This is a genomic window from Rhodanobacter sp. BL-MT-08 (genome assembly GCF_054161255.1).
The window spans coordinates 937,737-956,290 of sequence record NZ_CP167872.1; the positions used below are offsets into that span (position 1 = coordinate 937,737).

22 protein-coding genes and 1 tRNA gene are annotated in these 18,554 nt (G+C 64.7%); 14 read left to right on the forward strand and 9 right to left on the reverse strand.

Translation table 11 applies throughout. From position 1 onward, the window contains the following. Positions 1-70 precede the first annotated feature (70 nt). From ACDK93_RS03900 to ACDK93_RS03910, 3 genes are read left to right on the forward strand one after another with little or no spacing between them, the layout of a single operon-like run. Entirely contained in the window at positions 71-406 is a 336-nt protein-coding gene (locus ACDK93_RS03900; protein ID WP_458071283.1) for a PepSY domain-containing protein, read from the forward strand. Continuing rightward, positions 406-1,098 carry a response regulator transcription factor gene (locus ACDK93_RS03905; protein ID WP_179481254.1) on the forward strand — a complete coding sequence of 231 codons (693 nt, stop codon included), beginning with the start codon at positions 406-408 and terminating at the stop codon, positions 1,096-1,098. Before ACDK93_RS03900 ends, ACDK93_RS03905 begins: the two co-directional genes overlap by 1 nt. Continuing rightward, entirely contained in the window at positions 1,064-2,485 is a 1,422-nt protein-coding gene (locus ACDK93_RS03910) for an ATP-binding protein (RefSeq protein WP_458072332.1), read from the forward strand. Before ACDK93_RS03905 ends, ACDK93_RS03910 begins: the two co-directional genes overlap by 35 nt. A 60-nt stretch (positions 2,486-2,545) precedes the next feature. Here the strand turns inward: ACDK93_RS03910 and ACDK93_RS03915 are convergent, their stop codons facing one another. Together ACDK93_RS03915 and ACDK93_RS03920 are read right to left on the reverse strand one after the other, a co-directional pair. After that, positions 2,546-3,358 (reverse strand): M90 family metallopeptidase, encoded by an 813-nt coding sequence (locus tag ACDK93_RS03915; RefSeq protein ID WP_458071284.1) that lies wholly within the window; start codon positions 3,356-3,358, stop codon positions 2,546-2,548. A gap of 12 nt (positions 3,359-3,370) precedes the next feature. Then, a complete protein-coding gene (locus ACDK93_RS03920; RefSeq protein ID WP_458071285.1) occupies positions 3,371-3,703 on the reverse strand; it encodes a hypothetical protein in 333 nt (110 codons plus the stop codon). Between the two features lie 205 nt (positions 3,704-3,908). On the opposite strand from ACDK93_RS03920, the gene ACDK93_RS03925 reads away from it, so the two are divergent. The 4 genes from ACDK93_RS03925 (at position 3,909) to ACDK93_RS03940 (ending at position 6,589) form a co-directional block, all read left to right on the forward strand. Beyond that, a complete protein-coding gene (locus ACDK93_RS03925; RefSeq protein ID WP_458071286.1) occupies positions 3,909-4,883 on the forward strand; it encodes a biotin--[acetyl-CoA-carboxylase] ligase in 975 nt (324 codons plus the stop codon). Further along, entirely contained in the window at positions 4,880-5,635 is a 756-nt protein-coding gene (locus ACDK93_RS03930; protein WP_458071287.1) for a type III pantothenate kinase, read from the forward strand. The genes ACDK93_RS03925 and ACDK93_RS03930 overlap by 4 nt, the downstream gene beginning before the upstream one ends. 60 nt (positions 5,636-5,695) lie before the next feature. Continuing rightward, entirely contained in the window at positions 5,696-6,418 is a 723-nt protein-coding gene (locus ACDK93_RS03935; RefSeq protein ID WP_458071288.1) for an SPOR domain-containing protein, read from the forward strand. Between the two features lie 95 nt (positions 6,419-6,513). Continuing rightward, positions 6,514-6,589 (forward strand) — tRNA-Thr (locus tag ACDK93_RS03940). A 294-nt stretch (positions 6,590-6,883) separates the two neighbouring features. Here the strand turns inward: ACDK93_RS03940 and ACDK93_RS03945 are convergent. Beyond that, positions 6,884-7,294, reverse strand: a complete 411-nt coding sequence (locus tag ACDK93_RS03945) for a response regulator (protein ID WP_458071289.1) — start codon at positions 7,292-7,294, stop codon at positions 6,884-6,886. Positions 7,295-7,763: 469 nt separating this feature from the next. On the opposite strand from ACDK93_RS03945, the gene ACDK93_RS03950 reads away from it, so the two are divergent. Further along, positions 7,764-8,024, forward strand: coding sequence for a hypothetical protein (locus ACDK93_RS03950; RefSeq protein ID WP_458071290.1), 261 nt, complete (start codon positions 7,764-7,766; stop codon positions 8,022-8,024). A 224-nt stretch (positions 8,025-8,248) separates the two neighbouring features. Here ACDK93_RS03950 and ACDK93_RS03955 read toward each other — a convergent pair whose 3' ends face one another. Beyond that, a complete protein-coding gene (locus ACDK93_RS03955; RefSeq protein WP_458071291.1) occupies positions 8,249-8,542 on the reverse strand; it encodes a hypothetical protein in 294 nt (97 codons plus the stop codon). Between the two features lie 471 nt (positions 8,543-9,013). Between ACDK93_RS03955 and ACDK93_RS03960 the strand changes: the two genes are divergently transcribed. Then, on the forward strand, positions 9,014-9,427 hold the full coding sequence (locus ACDK93_RS03960) for a PAS domain-containing protein (protein ID WP_458071292.1): 414 nt from the start codon (positions 9,014-9,016) through the stop codon (positions 9,425-9,427). On the opposite strand, the gene ACDK93_RS03965 is transcribed toward ACDK93_RS03960, so the two are convergent. Continuing rightward, positions 9,422-9,745 (reverse strand): DUF4031 domain-containing protein, encoded by a 324-nt coding sequence (locus tag ACDK93_RS03965; RefSeq protein ID WP_458071293.1) that lies wholly within the window; start codon positions 9,743-9,745, stop codon positions 9,422-9,424. The two genes, ACDK93_RS03960 and ACDK93_RS03965, sit on opposite strands and share 6 nt — an antisense overlap. Before the next feature lie 16 nt (positions 9,746-9,761). After that, the gene (locus ACDK93_RS03970) at positions 9,762-10,469 is read right to left on the reverse strand and encodes a DUF4142 domain-containing protein (RefSeq protein ID WP_458071295.1); all 708 of its coding nucleotides are present in this window, start codon (positions 10,467-10,469) and stop codon (positions 9,762-9,764) included. A gap of 366 nt (positions 10,470-10,835) precedes the next feature. On the opposite strand from ACDK93_RS03970, the gene rocF reads away from it, so the two are divergent. The 5 genes from rocF (at position 10,836) to ACDK93_RS03995 (ending at position 14,757) form a co-directional block, all read left to right on the forward strand. Then, a complete protein-coding gene (gene rocF / locus ACDK93_RS03975) occupies positions 10,836-11,750 on the forward strand; it encodes an arginase (protein ID WP_458071296.1) in 915 nt (304 codons plus the stop codon). A gap of 46 nt (positions 11,751-11,796) precedes the next feature. Further along, positions 11,797-13,161, forward strand: coding sequence for a tryptophan--tRNA ligase (locus tag ACDK93_RS03980; RefSeq protein ID WP_458071297.1), 1,365 nt, complete (start codon positions 11,797-11,799; stop codon positions 13,159-13,161). Positions 13,162-13,196: 35 nt separating this feature from the next. Next, positions 13,197-13,520, forward strand: a complete 324-nt coding sequence (locus tag ACDK93_RS03985) for a hypothetical protein (RefSeq protein ID WP_458071298.1) — start codon at positions 13,197-13,199, stop codon at positions 13,518-13,520. 62 nt (positions 13,521-13,582) lie between these two features. Continuing rightward, positions 13,583-14,101, forward strand: a complete 519-nt coding sequence (locus tag ACDK93_RS03990; protein ID WP_458072333.1) for a M48 metallopeptidase family protein — start codon at positions 13,583-13,585, stop codon at positions 14,099-14,101. Positions 14,102-14,109: 8 nt separating this feature from the next. Continuing rightward, positions 14,110-14,757, forward strand: coding sequence for a DUF6348 family protein (locus tag ACDK93_RS03995; protein ID WP_458071299.1), 648 nt, complete (start codon positions 14,110-14,112; stop codon positions 14,755-14,757). 122 nt (positions 14,758-14,879) lie between these two features. On the opposite strand, the gene ACDK93_RS04000 is transcribed toward ACDK93_RS03995, so the two are convergent. From ACDK93_RS04000 to pdhA, 3 genes are all read right to left on the reverse strand, one after another. After that, positions 14,880-16,292, reverse strand: coding sequence for a dihydrolipoamide acetyltransferase family protein (locus tag ACDK93_RS04000; RefSeq protein ID WP_458071300.1), 1,413 nt, complete (start codon positions 16,290-16,292; stop codon positions 14,880-14,882). A 99-nt stretch (positions 16,293-16,391) separates the two neighbouring features. Next, entirely contained in the window at positions 16,392-17,372 is a 981-nt protein-coding gene (locus tag ACDK93_RS04005; protein WP_179481217.1) for an alpha-ketoacid dehydrogenase subunit beta, read from the reverse strand. A 3-nt stretch (positions 17,373-17,375) separates the two neighbouring features. Next, positions 17,376-18,473 carry a pyruvate dehydrogenase (acetyl-transferring) E1 component subunit alpha gene (gene pdhA / locus ACDK93_RS04010; RefSeq protein WP_458071301.1) on the reverse strand — a complete coding sequence of 366 codons (1,098 nt, stop codon included), beginning with the start codon at positions 18,471-18,473 and terminating at the stop codon, positions 17,376-17,378. Positions 18,474-18,554 lie beyond the last annotated feature (81 nt).

Below are 18,554 nucleotides of genomic sequence, written 5' to 3' on the forward strand. Positions count from 1 at the left end.
GTGAGGTCAGTATTCAGCCCGGATTGCCTAATCTGAACGCGCCGGCAACTGCCGGTCGGAAAGTGTACGTATGGCAACCCACAAATTCTTCACCACCGCTCTGTTTGCATTGTGCAGTTTTGGCATGGCCACGACGGCGTCGGCGCAGGCCGGCGCGCCGGACGTGACGATGGATCAGGCTGTGCTGAAGGTGCAGCAGGAGACAGGCGGCAAGGTGCTTTCTGCCGAGCCGCACCACGTCGGACGACGGACCGAATACCGCATCAAGGTGCTTACGCCGCAGGGCCACGTGCGGGTAATGGCGGTACCGTCCGAGGCAAACAGGGGCCCCATGACTACACCGGTTTTCACACCATCGATCAAGAACCCGCCCGGCCGAAATCCGGGCAGTAAGGAGAGACACTGATGCGCATCCTGTTGGTGGAGGACGAAGCGCCGTTGCGCGAGACTCTGGCGGCTCGCCTGAAGCGCGACGGTTTTGCCGTCGACGCGGCGCAGGACGGCGAGGAAGGCATCTATCTTGGCCGCGAAGTGCCGTTCGATCTGGCGATCATCGATCTGGGCCTGCCGAAGATGTCCGGCATGGATCTGGTCAAGGCGCTGCGCGAGGACGGCCAGCGCTATCCGATCCTGATTCTCACCGCGCGCGGCAGCTGGCAGGACAAGGTCGAGGGCCTGAAGTACGGCGCCGACGACTACCTGGTCAAACCCTTCCACGTCGAAGAGCTGCTCGCCCGCATCAACGCGCTGGTGCGCCGGGCCAGCGGCTGGTCCAAGCCGATCCTCGCCTGCGGCATGATCAAGCTCGACACCACCGCGCAGACGGTCACGGTGGAGGGCAAGCTGGTCGACCTCACCAGCTACGAATACAAGGTGCTGGAATACCTGATGCTGCACGCCGGCGAGCTGGTCTCCAAGGCCGACCTCACCGAGCACATCTACCAGCAGGATTTCGACCGCGACTCCAACGTGCTCGAAGTGTTCATCGGCCGCCTGCGGCGCAAGCTCGATCCGGAAGGCACCCTCAAACCCATCGAGACGGTTCGTGGACGCGGATACCGCTTTGCCATCCCGCGCACCGACGGCGACGACGAGTAATCCCGTGCCGCCGCGCCAGCCGCTGTCACTGGCGGCGCGTGCGGCGATCGCCACCGGATTTGTGCTCGCCGGCTTTCTCGGACTGGTTGGCCTGACGCTTTCCAAGGCCAACCAGAGCCGGTCCCTGAGCGCCCTGCAGGAGCGGCTGCAGAACGACACCATTGCGCTGATCACCAACTTCGACGTCAACCGCTTCGGCAAGCTGCTTCCGCCGGACACGCTGCCCAATCCGAATTTTTCCCGGCCGGGTTCCGGCCTCTATGCCGTGGCCCTGGGCGACGACGATTATCGCTGGGAGTCGTCGTCGGCCATCGGCCGCGACTTCAGCTTTCTCAAACCGCTGGAGCCCGGCGAAAGCACGGGGCTGGTGGGGCCTGTCGATACCCGCATGGGCCGCCTGTACTATTACAGCTACGGCGTGGCGCTGGACACGGTGGAGAAGAAATCCGTGCGGCTGACGGTGACCGTGGCGCAGACCGAGGATCAGCTCGAGGGTGACAGCGCCGGCTACCGTCGCACCCTGTTCGCGTGGCTGTCGATACTCGGCGTGATGCTGATTGTGCTTCAGTTTCTCCTGCTGCGCTGGAGCCTCACACCGCTGCGCAAGGTGGCCAGCGACATGACGCGGGTGGAGCGCGGCGATTCGGAGCATCTGGACAGCCAGTATCCGCTGGAGCTCACCAGCCTGACCGAGCGTATCAACGTATTCATCGACAACGAGCGCGAGCAGCGCACGCGCTATCGGCATACGCTGGCCGATCTGGCGCACAGCCTGAAGACGCCGCTGGCAGTGATCCGTTCGCAGCTGGAATCCCCCGTGCTCGATGACGCCTCGCGCCGCAGCAGCGTGCTCGATCAGGTACGGCGGATGGACGACCTGGTCGCCTACCAGCTGTCGCGCGCCGCCACGTCTGGCCGGCAGACGTTTGCCAGCGCGGTGCCGATCGCAGGCCACGCCGAGGATCTGGTGCAGAGTCTGGAAAAGGTATACGCGGCCAAGAACGTTCTGTGCGAATTCGACATCGACGAGCGCGCGGTGTTTTACGGTGAGCAGGGCGACCTGCTGGAACTGATGGGCAACCTGCTCGAAAACGCGTTCAAGTGGGCCGGCCACCGCGTGCTGCTAGTAGTGAAGTCGCAGGCCACCACGGCGCGCCAGCGCACGGGCCTGTGGCTGAGCGTGGAAGACGACGGCCCCGGCATCGCCGAGGACAAGATCGAGAAAATCCTGCAGCGTGGCGTGCGCGGCGACGAGCGCGTGCAGGGCCACGGCATCGGTCTGTCCATCGTGCAGGACATCGTGCACGCCTATCAGGGCGAGCTGCTGGTGGACCGTTCGCCCGAGCTCGGCGGCGCGCGCTTCAGTGTCAGCCTCACGCCGGCCTGACGGATCGAATCGGGCCGATCGAGGCGTTTGTCCCGCCTGCACCTCTGATGTACTGCTCGGCTAACGCTTTGCCGGCTTCCTCAACACGCGAACGGCATTCGACATCTCGGCCCAGATCGCGGGCGACGGTCCGTAGAATGCTTCGAGCAGATGGGCTATGGCCGGCTCCGCGCCGCGCAGCAGCGAGGGCTGCGAGTAGTGCAGCTCGGTGACGACCGCAAAATATTCGCTGGCGTTTTCAGCGGCGCGGCGATCGATCGGATTGCCGTCATCGCGCGGCGGTGAACTCGCGAGGCGGCGAAACGCCCGATCGAACTGTTCGACCCAGCGTCGGCGCGAGATATCCACCAGCGGCGGCATGCCGTCGGGCGGTCCGTCGAGCATATCCAGCTTGTGCGCCATCTCGTGCAGCACGACGTTGTAACCATCCCACGGCTGTTCCAGATCCAGCTGCACATCGGCCAGCGACAGCACCAGCGGGCCGTGCTCCCAGCTGTCCACGCTGCGCGTGTCGCCATGGATGTCGACCACGCTGCTGTGGCAGGCGTGCTGCGTGCCGCGCACCTTGAACTCACCGGGATAGATCAGCACATCACGCCAGCCGCGCAGGCTGCCGGCACCCTGCTGCAGGGCAGGCAGACAGGCCTGCATTGCGATCAGCAGTCGCCAGTAGTCGTCCAGCACGGCGCCGGCCAGGGCGTGAAACCGTTTGCGTGCGAGAAACATCGCCGCCAGGCGGCGCAGGCGCTGCTGGCGCTCCGCATCAAGCCCGCGTGCGAGCGGGCAACCGAACAGTGCGCGCCGCCACAACGCATCGGCAATCGGCAGTGGTTCGAGCCGAGCCCGCAGCGATTGCCACCAGCGCCCGGCCATGATCCGGACCGCTTACTGGATCGACCCGGGCAACAGGGACTGCCAGCCAAGATGGGTTTGCTGGACATGCGCCGGTGGCGTCACGTCGATGCCCGAGTGGTCCTGCGTACTGCCGCCACCGGACGCGCCCTTGCGCAACTCGCTGCCGTGCGTCGTGCTGTCGCGAGCCGGTGGAGTTTCGCTGGCACCCGGTTCGCTGCTGTTGCCCGAGTCGCGTGTGCTGCTGCTGTCGGCGGCTCCGTGCAGCGAGCCGTCGAGTTCGCGGCTGTCCACACTGGTCGCTGCGGCGCCGCCGATGCCGGCAAAACAGATGGCGCAACCGATGAGCCAATGTTTGACGCGCATGGCAATCGAACTCCCTAGACTCGCGAGGCAAGCGCCGATCCTGTCAGAAACCGCGCTGGCTTGCCAGTGCTGCGCTCGCGCCGCGCGACGTAGGCATCGGCGAGGAGGCTGAGCCGGGCTAAACTGGGCGAATGTTCATTTTTCCCCTCGCATCTTTTCGCCGCTGCGCCTCGGGCCTGCGCCAGTCTGCCGGCGGGCCGCGCTGATGCAGCCGCATCAGCTGCTGGCTGCGCTCGCCGCGGGCGAGCCGATTTCCGGCGCCGGTCTGGCCGCCAGAACCGGCGTCACGCGGGCCGCGATCTGGAAGCAGATCGAGGCGCTGCGCGCGCGCGGCGTGCCGATCGAAGCGCGCGGCGCGACAGGTTATTGCCTGCCGTGGCCGCTGCAGATGCTGGATGTCGACGTAATACGTGCCGCCTTATCTTCGCCGGTGGCCCAGAGGCTGGGCGCGCTCGAAGTGCACTGGGAACTGGACTCCACCTCCAGCGAATTGCAGCGTCGCGGCACCGGCGCCCCCGATTTCAGCGTGTTGCTGGCAGAAACGCAGAGTGCCGGCCGCGGTCGGCGGGGTCGGCAGTGGCTGTCGCCGCCGGGACTGAATCTTTATCTGTCCTGCCTCAAGCGATTCGATCAGGGTTTTGCCGCGCTTGGCGGCCTGTCCCTTGCCATCGGAGTGATCGTGATGCGAACGCTGGAAACGCTGGGCATGGCGGGAACCGGTCTGAAATGGCCGAACGACATACTGGCTGCGGAGGGCAAGCTCGGCGGCATTCTCGTCGAGCTCAGCGGCGAATATCAGGGGCCTTGCGCGGCGGTGGTCGGGATCGGCCTCAACCTGCGGCTCACGCCGGCACTGCGCGAGCAGGCCGGCCAGCCGGCTAGCGATCTGGCCAGTCTCACGAACGACGACCCGCCGGATCGCAACCGCGTCGCCGCTACGCTGATCGCCGACCTTGTCGATGGCCTGCAGCAGTTCGAGCGCGACGGCTTTGCCGGCTTCGTCGACGAATACGCCCGGCACGACCTGCTGAAAGATCACTTTCTGCAGATCAGCGGCGCGCTCGGTTCCTTCGAGGGCGTGGGTGCCGGCGTCGACGCGCGCGGCGCACTGCAGGTACGAGTGCGCGATGGCAGCCTGCGTCCGGTCGACAGTGCCGAAGTTACGGTGCGTCGCGCATGAGGCTGCTGCTCGATCTCGGCAACACCCGCATGAAGTGGGCGCTGATGCTGCAGCCGGACGGCTGGCTGGCGCAGGGCGCGCTGGACTGGCAGGAAGGGTTTGCTGCGCAGCTTGAGTCGGCCCTGATCGGTCTGCCGGCGCCGGCGATGATCGTCGCCGCCTCGGTGGTTGATGCGTCGCGCGAGGCCGAGGTCGGCGCCGTCATCGCCCGCCTGTTCGCGCGCGAACCGATCTGGCTGCGCACGCCGGCGAGCGCGTGCGGCGTGCGCAACGCCTACGCCGAGCCGGAGCGGCTGGGCGTGGACCGGTTTCTGGCGATGGTGGCTGCCTATGCCGACGGTTACGCACCGTGCGTGGTCGCCAGCGCGGGTACGGCGCTCACGCTCGACGCGCTGGCGGCCGACGGCCGCCATCTCGGTGGCCTGATTGCGCCCGGACCGCTGCTGATGCAGCGGTCGCTGGTCGGCGCGACCGCGCGCGTGCGACCGGAACGGGCGGGCGGGATCTTCGATCTGGCCGACAACACCGCCGACGCGGTGACATCGGGCTGCTGGCAGGCTGCTGCGGCCTTGATCGAGCGCTTCGCTGCCCGCGTGGCGCCATCGCTGGGCGATTCGGCCACGCTGATCCTGGGCGGTGGCGACGCCGCCGAGCTGCAGGCGCTGCTGGCCTTGCCGGCGCAGATGACACGCGACGGCGTACTGCGCGGCCTGGCGGTATGGGCCAATACGCAGAACGGTGCGTCCAAGTAGATCGCCTCGCTCAGCGCTTCGTCGATCTAGAATGGGCTGCCGTCCGGCACGGGGAATTCGATGTTGTTGCGTCTGCTGTTTGTCCTTTTGATGGCACTCAATATTGCGGTGGGCGCGTGGCTGCTGCTTGGCCAGCCCTATGCGCACAACGGCAATGCCGTCGATCCCGGCGTGCGCGAGTTGCGCCTGCTGTCGGAAATGCCCCAGACGGCTGCGACGGTTGCTGCGCCCGGCGTCGGGGCGTCCGTCGCAACCGCGGCGCCCGTCTCGGCGCCCGCGCCCGCTGCGCCGGTAAGCGTCACGCCGGCGCGCCCGGCGCAACCGGTGCCGCAAATCTGCCTCGCGCTGGGCCCATTCGCCACCCCGCAGGATCTGCGCAACGCCCGCCAGGCGCTGGGTGCACAGGTCACGCGCATGCGCTCGCGTCAGGAACAGACCACGCAGCTCAACGGTTTCTGGGTCTATCTGCCTGCCACCAGCAGCCACGCGCAGGCGCTGGAACTGGCCCGCCAGCTTGGCGCACGCAACATCAAGGATTACTTCGTGGTCAGCGGTGGTGATCAGCCCAATACCGTTTCGCTGGGCCTGTTCAAGGACCCGGCCAACGCGCGCAAGCGTCGCGACGAGGTCGTCGCGGCCGGCTTTCCGGCCCGGCTGAGCGAGCGCAGCGAAACCGTGCCCGAGTACTGGCTCGATCTGGTCGCCAACAACAGTCCGCGCTTCGAATGGCGCAGCCGCGTCCGCGCCAGCGGCGTCAGTTCGCACAGCACCAGCTGCTTTTGATTCACCCGCATCGCGTCGATCAGCGGCTCGAAGTTATCCAACTCGAATCATCCGCTTGGAGCCAGCGCGACGCGACTGCTAGAATCGCGCTCCCCGCCGGCATAGCTCAGTTGGTAGAGCAACTGATTTGTAATCAGTAGGTCCCCAGTTCGAATCCGGGTGCCGGCACCAAGTAAGCGTCTGAAGTGATCCAGTACAGGCCGGTTAACCTAGCGAATACAGGGTTTCCGGCCTTTTTTGTGTCTGAAGTAATGCAACCCAGTCCATTGCAATCCGTTGGGTTTTGTGAGGTTCTAAAGGCGGAAGCAGGCGTGGCAAAGTTCCCGCTGCGCGCACGCGCGCGAGGCAGGTGACCATGGGTTGAGACACATCACGCGCGCGCGCTCGGACTTAATTGCGATGCAGTGCGAGCAGGGACCAACGAATCGCATAGTTTGATGAGGCAGGCGAGCCAAGGGCAGAGGGTTAGCGCACCGGATTCCACGAGCGAATGGACGCCAGCTGTTGCGCCTGACTCACGGCATCCCTCAGCTCGACGAACCCAAAAGGCTTTTGCAGGTACGGCGCGTTTCCGGGGAGACGATTGCATGCGTCATGCGATGCAATGACGTGAGCGACATCCTTCGCGTCCAGAGCGTCGAGCACAGGTTCTGTGGACTGTCCTCGAACATCCGTTTCAACTACGGCAATATCAACATCATGGTGAGCAACGGCGTTCAAAGCCGCTCTCACTGAAGCGACGCATTCGACCGATTCGCAACCCATGGCCGTTAGACCATCGGCAATCGTTTCAGCAACAAGTGCGTTGTCCTCCACGACTAAAGCGGCCTCTGGCGGGTCACCACCGCCCTTTGCATGCTCGGATATGGTGCTCATAAAGCGTCCTCGCCAGTCAGGTTTTTGAAGCTTTCGTCACATAGACTATACGCGCCCAGCTGGCAGAACGGCGGACAAGACTCGGCCATAGCGCGAGGCAGCAGTTACCGTTTAGGGGCAACTTTGGGGGCATCCGCACAAAGTCTCGTTGCTAAAATGGCACAGGAGATGGCTTTGCCGGGCACGATGTGATGCCGGGTGCGACCAGGAAAATCAAAAGCCCGCAGTGATGCGGGTTTTTCATGGGCGACGTTTCTCGACGGTAGGTGGGCGACGAGCTGTGAGATGTTGGGCGCGGCATTGGTACGGCAATTGCTATGCCTGTGCGCGGCGGCTTTCAGCTTTTGCGCGAGCCGCCTGTGATGAGATCGCGGCAGGAAACGACGTTGTTGAATCCGCCGGTTGCGCTTGTGCGTATATCCAACCGCAAGCGGCCGCCGATTTCACGCCTATCTCCCTGGAGTGCCTCATGTCCGTTTTGAACCCGATCGAGCTTTTCGCCCAGACCACGCAAATGCTGGCCAACGCGGACTGTCCACAGTGCGGCAGAAAAGACGCTTCGGCGCTGGCGCCAGGACGCAAGGACTCCGGCGGTTGCGAATGGTGCTTCGGCAGGCATCAATTGCTGGACCAGTCCAAGCATTGGCTGCAGCGCAGCGCGGGCAGTGCCGGCGCTGGCAACGCCCTGCCGCGGCCGCAGGCCGTGGTGCAGCATGCGGCGGGCCATTAGGGCGGGGGCAGACCTCCCGTCGAATCTCGCCGACGGCGTCGCGGCTATCCGAAAGCCGATGCGCGAACGCAGCCTTTCATTGAGCTCTGTCTTCCTATCCGCCGGCGCCACACCATCCCCTAAAGACTTGTCTCGCCAGGGGTCTGCGATCCACCGAGTGCTCCCTTGTCGAACATAACGCCTGGCGTCAGGCGAGCGCCTTCGAATGTCATGACAACCCTGGTCTAGGCGGGAAACAAATCGTGCGGCGGCAGGTATTCCTCGTTTCGTATGCCGTTGTTTTCCAGCAGGGCCTCGATTCTGTCCATCAGCCGCGGGCCGTCTGCTGCGTCTGCCCGACGGGCAATCGTGTCGGCTTTGTCGGCAAACAGCGGCATGAAATCCGCGCTTTCCGGGTGGTCGGCCATCAGTTGCGGCATGGACTCACCCAAGCGCGCCAGCAACGTGGTCAGTTCGCGGCGACTTTTGGGCGCGGGCCGATGGATTGCCGAATGCAGTTCTTTTCGAATCTTGTACATGGCTAGTCTCGTCAGTCGTAAGAACATCAAAGCAGTGCGCCATGGACCTCGGTGTTGCTCGTTCGGGCGCTCGATGAAAGATTTCTAGAATTTCCACCACCCCGTCTCTTTCGGTTTTCTGGCGGGCGCATTGGAGCCATTTGTGACGCTGTGCGCGCTTTTGTCGGGCGAGTGCCGCTGAGTGCCCTGATCCGCAAGTGCACGATTCAACCCCAGGGCCAACAGGCACAGGCACACCGAGAGGCCGACATACTTCAACATTCCATGTGCCCGTCAATTTTAGATAGCGTTGTGAAGCAAGATTTTTGCCAAGGCGGGCATACGGCGAGGATGGCCGCCGGCGCGATCAACCGGATGCCTTGAGCGGGAGCAACGATGTGCTCGGCCTGCGGTCATGCGCAGCCTCGGCTGAAACAGGCGTATGGTTGCCATGTCAAGGGAACGCCGCAGGCTTGCACCACTTTCGCCGACATGACCATCAATCCTCATCTGAAATTTCGCGATTCTCCCTGGACGTTCGATGAGCGCGCCGCGGCGGATCTTGAGCTGCTTGCCGAAGGCGCCATCGTCGTGGACGAAACCGGGCGCATCGTTTTCGCCAACGCGGTAGCCGTTGCGATGCACGGTCGGCTCATCATGGGCGTGCAACCGGATGACTACAGCCCGATGCACGGATTGTTTACCGAGGACGGCCGCCCGTTTCCGTCGACCGATCTACCGCTCGCGCGCGCGGCCGTGTTCGGCGAAACCGTGCTGGGTGCGAAATGGCGGATCCGCCGTCCCGACGGATCCGGTGTCACGGCAGTGGGCGACGCCATGCCGCTGACCGATACCCAGGGCAGGCAGACCGGCGCCATCCTGCTGTTTCACCAGACCAGTTCATGAGGTTTGCGAGGGGCGCACAGCGGTCGAGTCACCTTCGGTTTTCAGCAGCGCCCTGCGCGCCCGCCAGATCAGCGCGGCGCGGCGTCGATCGACGGCCACCGCGCCCGCATGGATCGCCGCTTCGCGAAAATCCGGCCCGAGGTCATAGTGCGGTGCTGCAAGCTTGTCTTGAAACCACTCCCTGCGCATGCCGATCCGTGCGGCGATGGCGTGCAGTTCGAAAAGGTCGATCTCGTCGGAAAACATGTGACAGCTTGGCGTGACCTCGCCACGCACCACCCAGCCATAGTTGTGCAAGCTGTCGACGTAGACCGTCACGGCCAGCCCGCTGCTTTCAGTGCTTGGCGCCGGATGTTGCCGCGGGCGCTGTTGGTGCTGTTGTCGGCGCCGCTTTCACCGTCGCAGACGTCGTCGTCGGGGAGGCTGCCGTCGAGGCCGTTGCCGGCGTGCTGTCCATGGTGCTGATCATCGATTTCGAGGCCTGATCCATCGCCTGATCGCGCGCGTCCGGCACGGCGGCAAGCCGCTGGGCTGCTTGGAGATGTGATTTCAACGTCGGCAGCTGGGTTTTGACGAACTGCTGGATGTCGGTGTCCTTGGTGGACTTGCCTTCGGCGGTAAACAGCTTGATCGCGTCCTGATGGTCCTTGACCATGGCCTTGGACCACGCCTGATCGAATCCGGCCGGTGCCATCGACTGCAGCTTCTGGTCTTCTTTCTGCGCGTCCTTTGCCGGGTCGGACGGAAAACTCACTTTCTTGCTTTCCGCCAGCGTCTTAAGTGCCGCGTCTGCCTTGGTGTGGTCATCGACGATCCGCTGTGCCAGCGCCTTCACCTTGTCGTCGTTCGATTTGTCGAGCGCCGTCTTGCCCATCTGCACTTCGGCCATGCCGCCTTTTGCCGCGTTTTCGATGAATACCGTGTCCGCGGCACTGAGGCTGCTTTTCGCGTCGCCGGTGGCGTCCGACTGGGCCATTGCCGCAGATGCCGCGCCGAGCAAAAGCGTGGCAATGAGAGCGTGTGACACATGATGAAACTTCATAGGTAGTCCTGTTTGCGCGCGATCAGATACGGCATGAAAACCCAGCGGCTGGAAAGAGTTTGTGATGGCTGGACAAATAATCGGATGCCGGCGATCCGAACAAACCGGGGCATGAGCCGACGCCGGGTCGCGCGCCAAGTCAGAAACGCGCGCCCGCCGGTCCTGCAGGGCGATGCTGCCGGCGATCCGTTAGAATTATGGGCCTACAGTCGGCGCCGCTGCGACAACTCCCCACGCCGCTGCTGCGGCAAGGTATTGGACGGCGCGGTGCATGCTTGGCTCTGCCGCTCGGGCAAAGACGTCACCACCGGCTTCTGCGTAGCTCACGCTGGCGCATTCGATCACCAGAACTCAGGTATACAGGCTATGAGCACGAAGACCGTTTCACTGATCGGCGTACCGACCGACATTGGCGCAGGACACCGCGGTGCGTCAATGGGGCCCGAAGCGCTGCGCGTCGCGAACCTTTTTGCCCGACTGAAACGCTGTGGCCTCAACGTGATCGATCGTGGCAACCTGCAGGGGCCGCTCAATCCATGGCAGCCGCCAAGCGATGGCTATCGGCATCTGGATGAAGTGGTGGCTTGGAATATGGCCGTCTATACGGCCGTACATGAAGAGCTTCAGGCCGGACATCTGCCGATCATGCTGGGTGGCGATCACTGCCTTGCCATCGGTTCCATTTCCGCGATTGCGCGGTACTGCGAAGATCAGGGCAAAAAGCTGCGCGTGCTGTGGCTCGATGCGCATACCGATTTCAACACCGCGCTGGCCACGCCGTCGGGGAATATCCACGGGATGCCGGTGGCCTGCCTGTGCGGCAACGGGCCCGATGCGCTTACCCATCTGGGCGGCACCAAGCCAGCGACCAAACCCGACGTGTTCCGCCAGATCGGCATCCGTTCGGTCGACGCGGCGGAGAAAAAGCTGGTGCGCGAAGCCAGCGTGGGCGTGTACGACATGCGCCATATCGACGAGGTCGGCATGAAGCGCACGATGGAAGAAGCGCTGGCGGATATCGACGAAAACACGCACCTGCACGTGAGCTTCGACGTGGATTTTCTGGATCCCAGCATTGCGCCCGGCGTGGGCACCACGGTGCGCGGCGGCCCGAATTATCGCGAGGCCCAGCTGTGCATGGAGATGATTGCCGACACCGGCCGACTGGCCTCGCTGGACATCGTCGAACTCAACCCGGCGTACGACAAGCGCAACCAGACGGCCAAGCTGGCGGTCGATCTGGTCGAGTCGCTGTTCGGCAAATCCACGCTGATTCGCTGATGCTTGAATCTACGCGTTTCCATTCGATTATCCACAAGCGAACACCATGCAGACTCGTGTACTGACCGGCATCACCACCACCGGCACACCGCATCTGGGCAATTACGTCGGCGCGATTCGCCCCGCGGTGCAAGCCAGCAAGCGCGATGACGTCGACGCGTTCTATTTCATGGCCGACTACCACGCGCTGATCAAAAGCGGTGATGCCGATCGGATCGAGCGCTCGCGGCTGGAGATTGCCGCGACCTGGCTGGCCGCCGGGCTCGATCCGCAGCGCGTCACCTTTTATCGGCAGTCGGACATTCCGGAAATCCCGGAGCTGACCTGGTTCCTCACCTGCATCGCGGCCAAGGGCATGCTCAACCGCGCGCATGCCTACAAGGCGGCGGTGGATCGCAATGCGGAGACCGGCGAAGACGCCGATGCCGGCATCAACGCCGGCCTCTACATGTATCCGGTGCTGATGGCCGCGGATATCCTGGCGTTCGATGCGCACAAGGTGCCGGTGGGTCGCGATCAGATTCAGCATATCGAGATGGCGCGCGATCTCGGCCAGCGCTTCAACCATCTCCACGGCCGCGAGTTCTTCGTGCTGCCGGAGGCGCTGATCGAGGAGCAGGTGGCCACCTTGCCCGGCCTCGATGGCCGCAAGATGTCGAAGAGTTATGACAACACGATTCCGCTGTTTGCCGGCGGCAAAAAGCAGCTGCGCGAAACCATCATGCGCATCGTCACCGACTCCCGCCTGCCGGGCGAGCCGAAGGATGCGGACAACTCGGCGCTGTTCACTATCTTTCGCGCGTTTGCGGGCGAGGACGAGGCAAAGTCGTTTCGCCAGTCCCTGCTAGACGGCCTGGGCTGGGGCGACGCGAAGCAGGCGCTGTACGAGCGGGTCGAGCGGGACGTGGCGCCGATGCGCGAGCGCTACGAGGCGTTGATCGCCGATCCGGCGGGTATCGAACGCATTCTTCAGGAAGGGGCGATCAAGGCGCGTTCGATAGCTACGCCGAAAATTGCGGCCTTGCGCGATGCGCTGGGGCTGCGTTCGGCCACTAGCTCACCGATGAAACCTACGCAGGCCAGGACCGCCGCCAAGTTGAGCAAGGCACCGCGTTTTGCCAGCTTCCGCGATGCCGACGGCAGCTTCCGCTTTCGCCTGTTTTCGGCCGACGGTGACGAGCTGCTGCTGTCGGTGCCGTTCGCCGACCCCAAGGCGGCCGGCGCATTGCAAAAGCGGATCAAGACGGCCGGCACCGACGGCGTGGTGCTGCAGATCGATGCGCTGCGCGTCGTGCTTGCGCTAGACGGCGAGCCGGTGGCGAGTTCCGCCGACTATCGCGACGAGCCGACCTGCGACGCCGCGCTTGCGCAGCTGCGCCAGGCGCTCGATCAGCTGGCGGCGGGCGAGTGATGCCTGAGCTCGCCGGCCGCAGCGACCGCTGACCGATGCGTTATCTCGCCTTTGTCCTGCTGATGCCGTGGCTGCTGATTCTTTGCTGGGCGTACTGGGCTTACCCCAAGAATCTGCCCAGGACGCGCGCGCGGCGCGGGTTTGATGCCGCCGCCGTGCTGATCGCGCTGGCCGCCGCGGCGCAGGCCGCGGTGCTCGGTTTCGATACCGCCCTGCGGCCGAGCATCGGTCAATTCGGTCGCGGCAGCGGCGGCATCTGGCAGCAGGTGCTTCCCGCGCTTTACGGCTATGGCGCGCTGCTCCTTGTGCTGGCGCTGGCGCTGGGCTTGCGCTGGATGCTGTGGGGCCGCAGGCGCTGAGTCGGTTCGGCTACGCGAGCGGTCGTCGGATGCCGGCGTCACGGGATGCGACAATGTCTGATATGACGCCGCTCAAATATCTCCAGGCGTATCCCGCCCACCTGCAGGACAAGGTCCGCGAGCTGATCGCGCGCGATCAGCTGGGCGATCATCTGGCGGCGCGCTACCCCGAGCGCCATGCCGTGCAAAGCGACAAGGCGTTGTACGCGTACACCATGGCGCTGAAGCAGCAGCATCTGAAAAACGCGCCGGGCATCGACAAGGTACTGTACGACAGCAAGCTCGACGTGGTGCAGCGCGCGCTGGGTTTGCACACGGCGATCTCGCGCGTGCAGGGCGCCAAGCTCAAGGCCAAAAAGGAAATTCGCGTGGCGGCGCTGTTCAAGGCAGCCGCGCCGGAGTTTCTGCAGATGATCGTGGTGCACGAGCTGGCGCATTTGAAGGAACTCGACCACAACAAGGCGTTCTATCAGCTGTGCCAGTACATGCTGCCGGAGTATCACCAGCTCGAATTCGATCTGCGCGTGTATCTGACCTGGCGCGACCTGCCGTCGGTCGACAGCGCCAACGCACCCCACTGAGGATCATCATGGATAGCGCGGCACTACAGAAATACCTGTTGCGGTTGTTCGAGCGTCACGACGTTGAACTTGAGGAAGACGAAGAAGACTGGCTGGTGACGGACGGCGATTTTCCGGCGATCCGCGGCATCTGGACCCCCGCGACGGCAGATGCGCCCGGGCGTCTCGATATCGACATCGTGATCAGCGAGGAGCGTCGTATCGAGGAAAGCTTTGCGGGTTTTGGCGAGGGCGATGCGGCCTGCCGCGACGCGCTGAAGGCCTTCGAGCAGAACACCTTTCATCTCGTGCTCGCCGCCTGCTGGTACGTCACCGACGACCGTCGCATGCAGATCACCGCCTGGGACATCGGGGTGCGTACCTGGGACGTGTTTATCGGCCCGTTTACCGTGCGTGGTACTGACGACGGCGTGGTCATTCCGCTTGAGGCGATGGCGTCGATCGAAACGGCGCTGAAGCGCGAGTCGCTCACTCCCGAGCTGCACTGGGTGCGCGTGATCCATCGTCACGAGGGTCACGGTGATGGGCGCACCGATATGCTGCTCGACAACGAGCCGTGGTCGACCGGCCTGCAGGCCCTGAGCGCTATCGACTGGCCGGCCTCCGGTGATTACACCGCCAGCGCTTTCGTGATGCTGGATGTGCGGGATTACTAAGCGGCTGCTACGTCATCCGACGCGATCGTCTGCATAGCGCATCGGTTGATCCGGCAAAAACGACAACGCCACCTTGCGAGGTGGCGTTGTCGTTTTCTCGGTCAGCGGATGCCGCGATCGGCTCAGTTCGGCAGCGACAAATCGTCCAGCATGGCTTTGAGGAAACGCGCCGCTTCACCGCCGGTGGCGGCGCGGTGATCGAAGGTAACCGACAGCGGCATGCGGCGATGCACCTCGATACCGCCCATCACGGCGATCACGTCGTGGCTGAGCTTGCCCGCGCCGATGATGGCCACGGTCGGGGGCACCACCACCGGTGTGGCATAGCGGCCGGCGAACATGCCGAAGTTGGACAGGCTGATGGTGTAGCCGGAGAGCTCCGACGCCGGGATGCTGCGATCTTCCACCTGCGTGCGCAGGCGTTTGATCGCCGAACGCACGCCGGCCGCGTCGAGTACGTCGGCATTGCGCAGCGCCGGTACGAACAGGCCGTCGTCGGTGTCCACCGCAATGCCGATGTCGACGTGCGGATGCAGGGTGCGCGTGAGGTTCTTGCCGTCGAACCAGGCGTTCAATGCGGGCACGCTCTTGCAGGCGAACACGATGGCGCGCACCAGGCGGGCGGTGATGTCCTGCTTGCCGATCCAGGCGTGCAAATCGGCATCGTCGACGATGGTGGTCGGCACCACCTGCGCGTGGGCGTCGGCCATCACGCGCGCCATGTTGCGGCGCACGCCCTTGAGCTGCTCGGGCTGGCCGCTGGCCTGCGCGCCGGGCGACGAGGTGCGCACCGGCTTGCCGGCCAGCGAGACCGGGCCGCGGGCCTGTTCCTGTGGCGCAGGGCCGGGCTGCGGCAGCTCGGGCGCAAGATGACGTCCGGCCGACACGGGAACCGCGCGCGCCGGGGCGGCGCCGAGGCCGGCCGAGCCGTTGGCGGCGGCGTCCTTGACGTCTTTCAGCGTGACGACGCCGTCGGCACCGGTGGGCGCGACGCGGGTCAGGTCGATCTTGAGTTTCTTGGCCAGCGCGCGCACAGCCGGCACGGCCTTCACGCCGCCCACGCTGGCGGCCTGTTCGACGTGCACGTGATTGCCGCTGACCATCGCGCCGACCACGGTACCTTCGTCTTCGCGCACGGCGGTGGTTTCTTCGACCGCGCCGCCTTCGTCGGAGGCGACGACTTTTTCGGCCTCCTGCGGCGCCGGGCTGCCGACACTGCTCTTGTCAGGAGATTTCTTCGGGCCGTGCTGGTGGCCGGTGGATTCGGCTTCCGCGCGCTGCTTGGCGTTCGGGTCGGGCTCGAACTCGGCCAGCGCGGCGCCGGTTTCGATGATGTCGCCCGGTGCGCCGTGCAGCTTGGTCACCTTGCCGGTATAGGGCGAGGGCACGTCGACGACCGCCTTGGCGGTTTCCATCGAGCACAGCGGCGCGTCCAGCTTGATGCTGTCGCCGACCTTGACGTGCCACTCGACCACGGTCGCGTCGGGCAGGCCTTCGCCGAGGTCGGGCAGGTAGAACGTTTTGATATCAGCCATGGGATTTGATCCGGGAACGGGGAACAGGGAACAGGGAACGGGGAACGGGCAGGTTGGCGGGGCTTGCTGTTGTTCCCCGTTCCCCGTTCCCTGAGAAGCTCAGCTTGCCGCCAGCGTGCGCTTGGCCGCATCGACGATGCGCTCCACGCTGGGCAGGTATTTCATCTCGAGGCGGAACAGCGGGATGTGCGTGTCGAAACCGGTAACGCGCTCGACCGGCGCGAGCAGGTCGTACAGGCATTCCTCCGACAGGCGCGCGGCGATTTCGGCGCCGAAACCGGCCGTCTTCGGGGCTTCATGCACGATCACGCAGCGGCCGGTCTTCTGCACCGATTCGGCGATGGTGTCGAAGTCCAACGGGGTGAGCGTGGCCACATCGATCACTTCGGCGCTGATGCCTTCGGCGGCCAGCTCGTCGGCGGCCTCGAGGCATTCCTTCACCTGCGCGCCCCAGGTCACCAGGGTCACGTCGGTGCCGTCGCGCAGCACGAAGCACACGTCCAGCGGCAGCGCCTCGCCGTCGTCCGGCACCTCTTCCTTGTACTGGCGGTAGATGCGCTTGGGCTCGAAGAACATCACCGGATCGGGGTCGCGGATCGCGGCCAGCAGCAGGCCGTAGGCACGCGCCGGCGACGACGGCAGCACCACGCGCAGGCCGGGGATATTGGTGAACAGGTGCTCGTTCGCCTCGGAGTGATGCTCCGGCGCGCGGATGCCGCCGCCCCACGGCGCGCGGAACACCGCCGGCACGGTGATGCGGCCACGCGTGCGGTTGCGCAGGCGCGCGGCGTGGCAGGCGATCTGCTCCATCATCGGATAGATGAAGCCTTCGAACTGCGCCTCGGCCACGGGCTTCATGCCGGCAGCGGCCAGACCTACCGTCACACCGGCAATCGTGGTTTCGTCCAGCGGCGTGTCGAGCACGCGCAGCTCGCCGAATTTTTCCTGCAGCCCCTGGGTGGCGCGGAACACGCCGCCGTTCAAGCCGACGTCTTCGCCGAGCACGACGACGCTGTCGTCGTGGGCCATTTCATACGCGAGCGCCTGGGTAACGGCTTCGATAAGAGTGATTTGTGCCATGACTTAGTGGGCCTTGTTTTTGGACGCGGATTCGAGCGAGAGAACGTAGTCGCGCTGCTTGGCGAGATCGGCGGGGATTTCGGCGAAAATGTAGTCGAACATCGCCGACACCGGCTGCGTCTTGGTTTCGAGGTAGGCGTTCACCTCGTTGTCCATCCACTCGTCGCACTCGGCCTTCCAGGCCTCTTCTTTCGCGTCGTCCCACGCGCCCTTGGCGACCAGCCAGTTGCGCAGGCGCTTCATCGGTTCGCGCTCCCAGCCGTCCTTCACCTCCTGCTCGCCGCGGTAGCGGCGGGCGTCGTCGGCGGTGGTGTGATCGCCGAGGCGATAGGTCACCGCCTCGATCACGCTGCCGCCCTGACCGCTGCGCGCACGCTCGAGTGCGTCCTCCATCGCCTTGCGTACGGCGATGATGTCGTTGCCGTCCACCTGGATGCAGAACAGGCCGGCCGCAATACCCTTTTGCGCCAGCGTCGGGGCGCCGGACTGGATTTTGCGCGGCACCGAGATCGCCCACTGGTTGTTGACGATCACTGCCACCAGCGGCAGGTTCTGCGCGCCGGCGATGTTGATCGCGCCGTAGAAGTCGCCTTTGGACGAGCCGCCGTCGCCGATGGTGCACACGGCCACACGCTTTTCGCCGCGAATCTTGAAGGCCAGCGCGGTACCGGCCGCATGCAGGCACTGCGTGGCGATCGGCACGGACCAGGCGAAGTCATGCCGCGCCGGCTCTTTCTGATAGTCGTTGCCGCGCTCGTCGCCGCCCCAGTACATGTACACCTCGCGCGGCTGAACGCCGCGGTAGAGCTGGGCGCCGTACTCGCGGTAGCTCACCGCGAGCACGTCTTCGGGCCGCATCGCGCTGCCGATACCGACATGCGAGGCCTCGTGGCCCAGGCAGCTGGCGTAGGTGCCCAGCTTGCCGGTGCGCTGCAGGGCGATCGACTTGGCGTCAAAGACGCGAGTCGACAGCATCAGCTTGTACAGCTCGACCATGTGCGGCAGGTCTTTGGCGAATTCAGGAAGGTCGTCACGGACCTCCTTGCCTTCGGCGTCGAGGTATTGCAGGTATTCAATTTCAAACTTGGCGGCGATGGTCACGACTCGCTCCGGAGTGGGGAATGCGGGAAAAGCGGTTGGAGATCACGCGCCGGGGGTTGCCCGCGCGCGCGAACGATCAAA

Coding starts and splice junctions, on each gene's coding strand:
- ACDK93_RS03930 (WP_458071287.1), top strand. CDS start 4,880: ATGAGGCTGCTGCTCGATCTCGGCAACACCCGCATGAAGTGGGCGCTG.
- ACDK93_RS03905 (WP_179481254.1), top strand. CDS start 406: ATGCGCATCCTGTTGGTGGAGGACGAAGCGCCGTTGCGCGAGACTCTG.
- ACDK93_RS03985 (WP_458071298.1), top strand. CDS start 13,197: ATGCGTTATCTCGCCTTTGTCCTGCTGATGCCGTGGCTGCTGATTCTT.
- ACDK93_RS03960 (WP_458071292.1), top strand. CDS start 9,014: ATGACCATCAATCCTCATCTGAAATTTCGCGATTCTCCCTGGACGTTC.
- ACDK93_RS03900 (WP_458071283.1), top strand. CDS start 71: ATGGCAACCCACAAATTCTTCACCACCGCTCTGTTTGCATTGTGCAGT.
- ACDK93_RS04005 (WP_179481217.1), bottom strand. CDS start 17,372: ATGGCACAAATCACTCTTATCGAAGCCGTTACCCAGGCGCTCGCGTAT.
- ACDK93_RS04000 (WP_458071300.1), bottom strand. CDS start 16,292: ATGGCTGATATCAAAACGTTCTACCTGCCCGACCTCGGCGAAGGCCTG.
- ACDK93_RS03915 (WP_458071284.1), bottom strand. CDS start 3,358: ATGGCCGGGCGCTGGTGGCAATCGCTGCGGGCTCGGCTCGAACCACTG.
- ACDK93_RS03945 (WP_458071289.1), bottom strand. CDS start 7,294: ATGAGCACCATATCCGAGCATGCAAAGGGCGGTGGTGACCCGCCAGAG.
- ACDK93_RS03955 (WP_458071291.1), bottom strand. CDS start 8,542: ATGTACAAGATTCGAAAAGAACTGCATTCGGCAATCCATCGGCCCGCG.
- ACDK93_RS03970 (WP_458071295.1), bottom strand. CDS start 10,469: ATGAAGTTTCATCATGTGTCACACGCTCTCATTGCCACGCTTTTGCTC.
- ACDK93_RS03920 (WP_458071285.1), bottom strand. CDS start 3,703: ATGCGCGTCAAACATTGGCTCATCGGTTGCGCCATCTGTTTTGCCGGC.
- ACDK93_RS03995 (WP_458071299.1), top strand. CDS start 14,110: ATGGATAGCGCGGCACTACAGAAATACCTGTTGCGGTTGTTCGAGCGT.
- rocF (WP_458071296.1), top strand. CDS start 10,836: ATGAGCACGAAGACCGTTTCACTGATCGGCGTACCGACCGACATTGGC.
- ACDK93_RS03950 (WP_458071290.1), top strand. CDS start 7,764: ATGTCCGTTTTGAACCCGATCGAGCTTTTCGCCCAGACCACGCAAATG.
- ACDK93_RS03980 (WP_458071297.1), top strand. CDS start 11,797: ATGCAGACTCGTGTACTGACCGGCATCACCACCACCGGCACACCGCAT.
- ACDK93_RS03990 (WP_458072333.1), top strand. CDS start 13,583: ATGACGCCGCTCAAATATCTCCAGGCGTATCCCGCCCACCTGCAGGAC.
- ACDK93_RS03925 (WP_458071286.1), top strand. CDS start 3,909: ATGCAGCCGCATCAGCTGCTGGCTGCGCTCGCCGCGGGCGAGCCGATT.
- ACDK93_RS03935 (WP_458071288.1), top strand. CDS start 5,696: ATGTTGTTGCGTCTGCTGTTTGTCCTTTTGATGGCACTCAATATTGCG.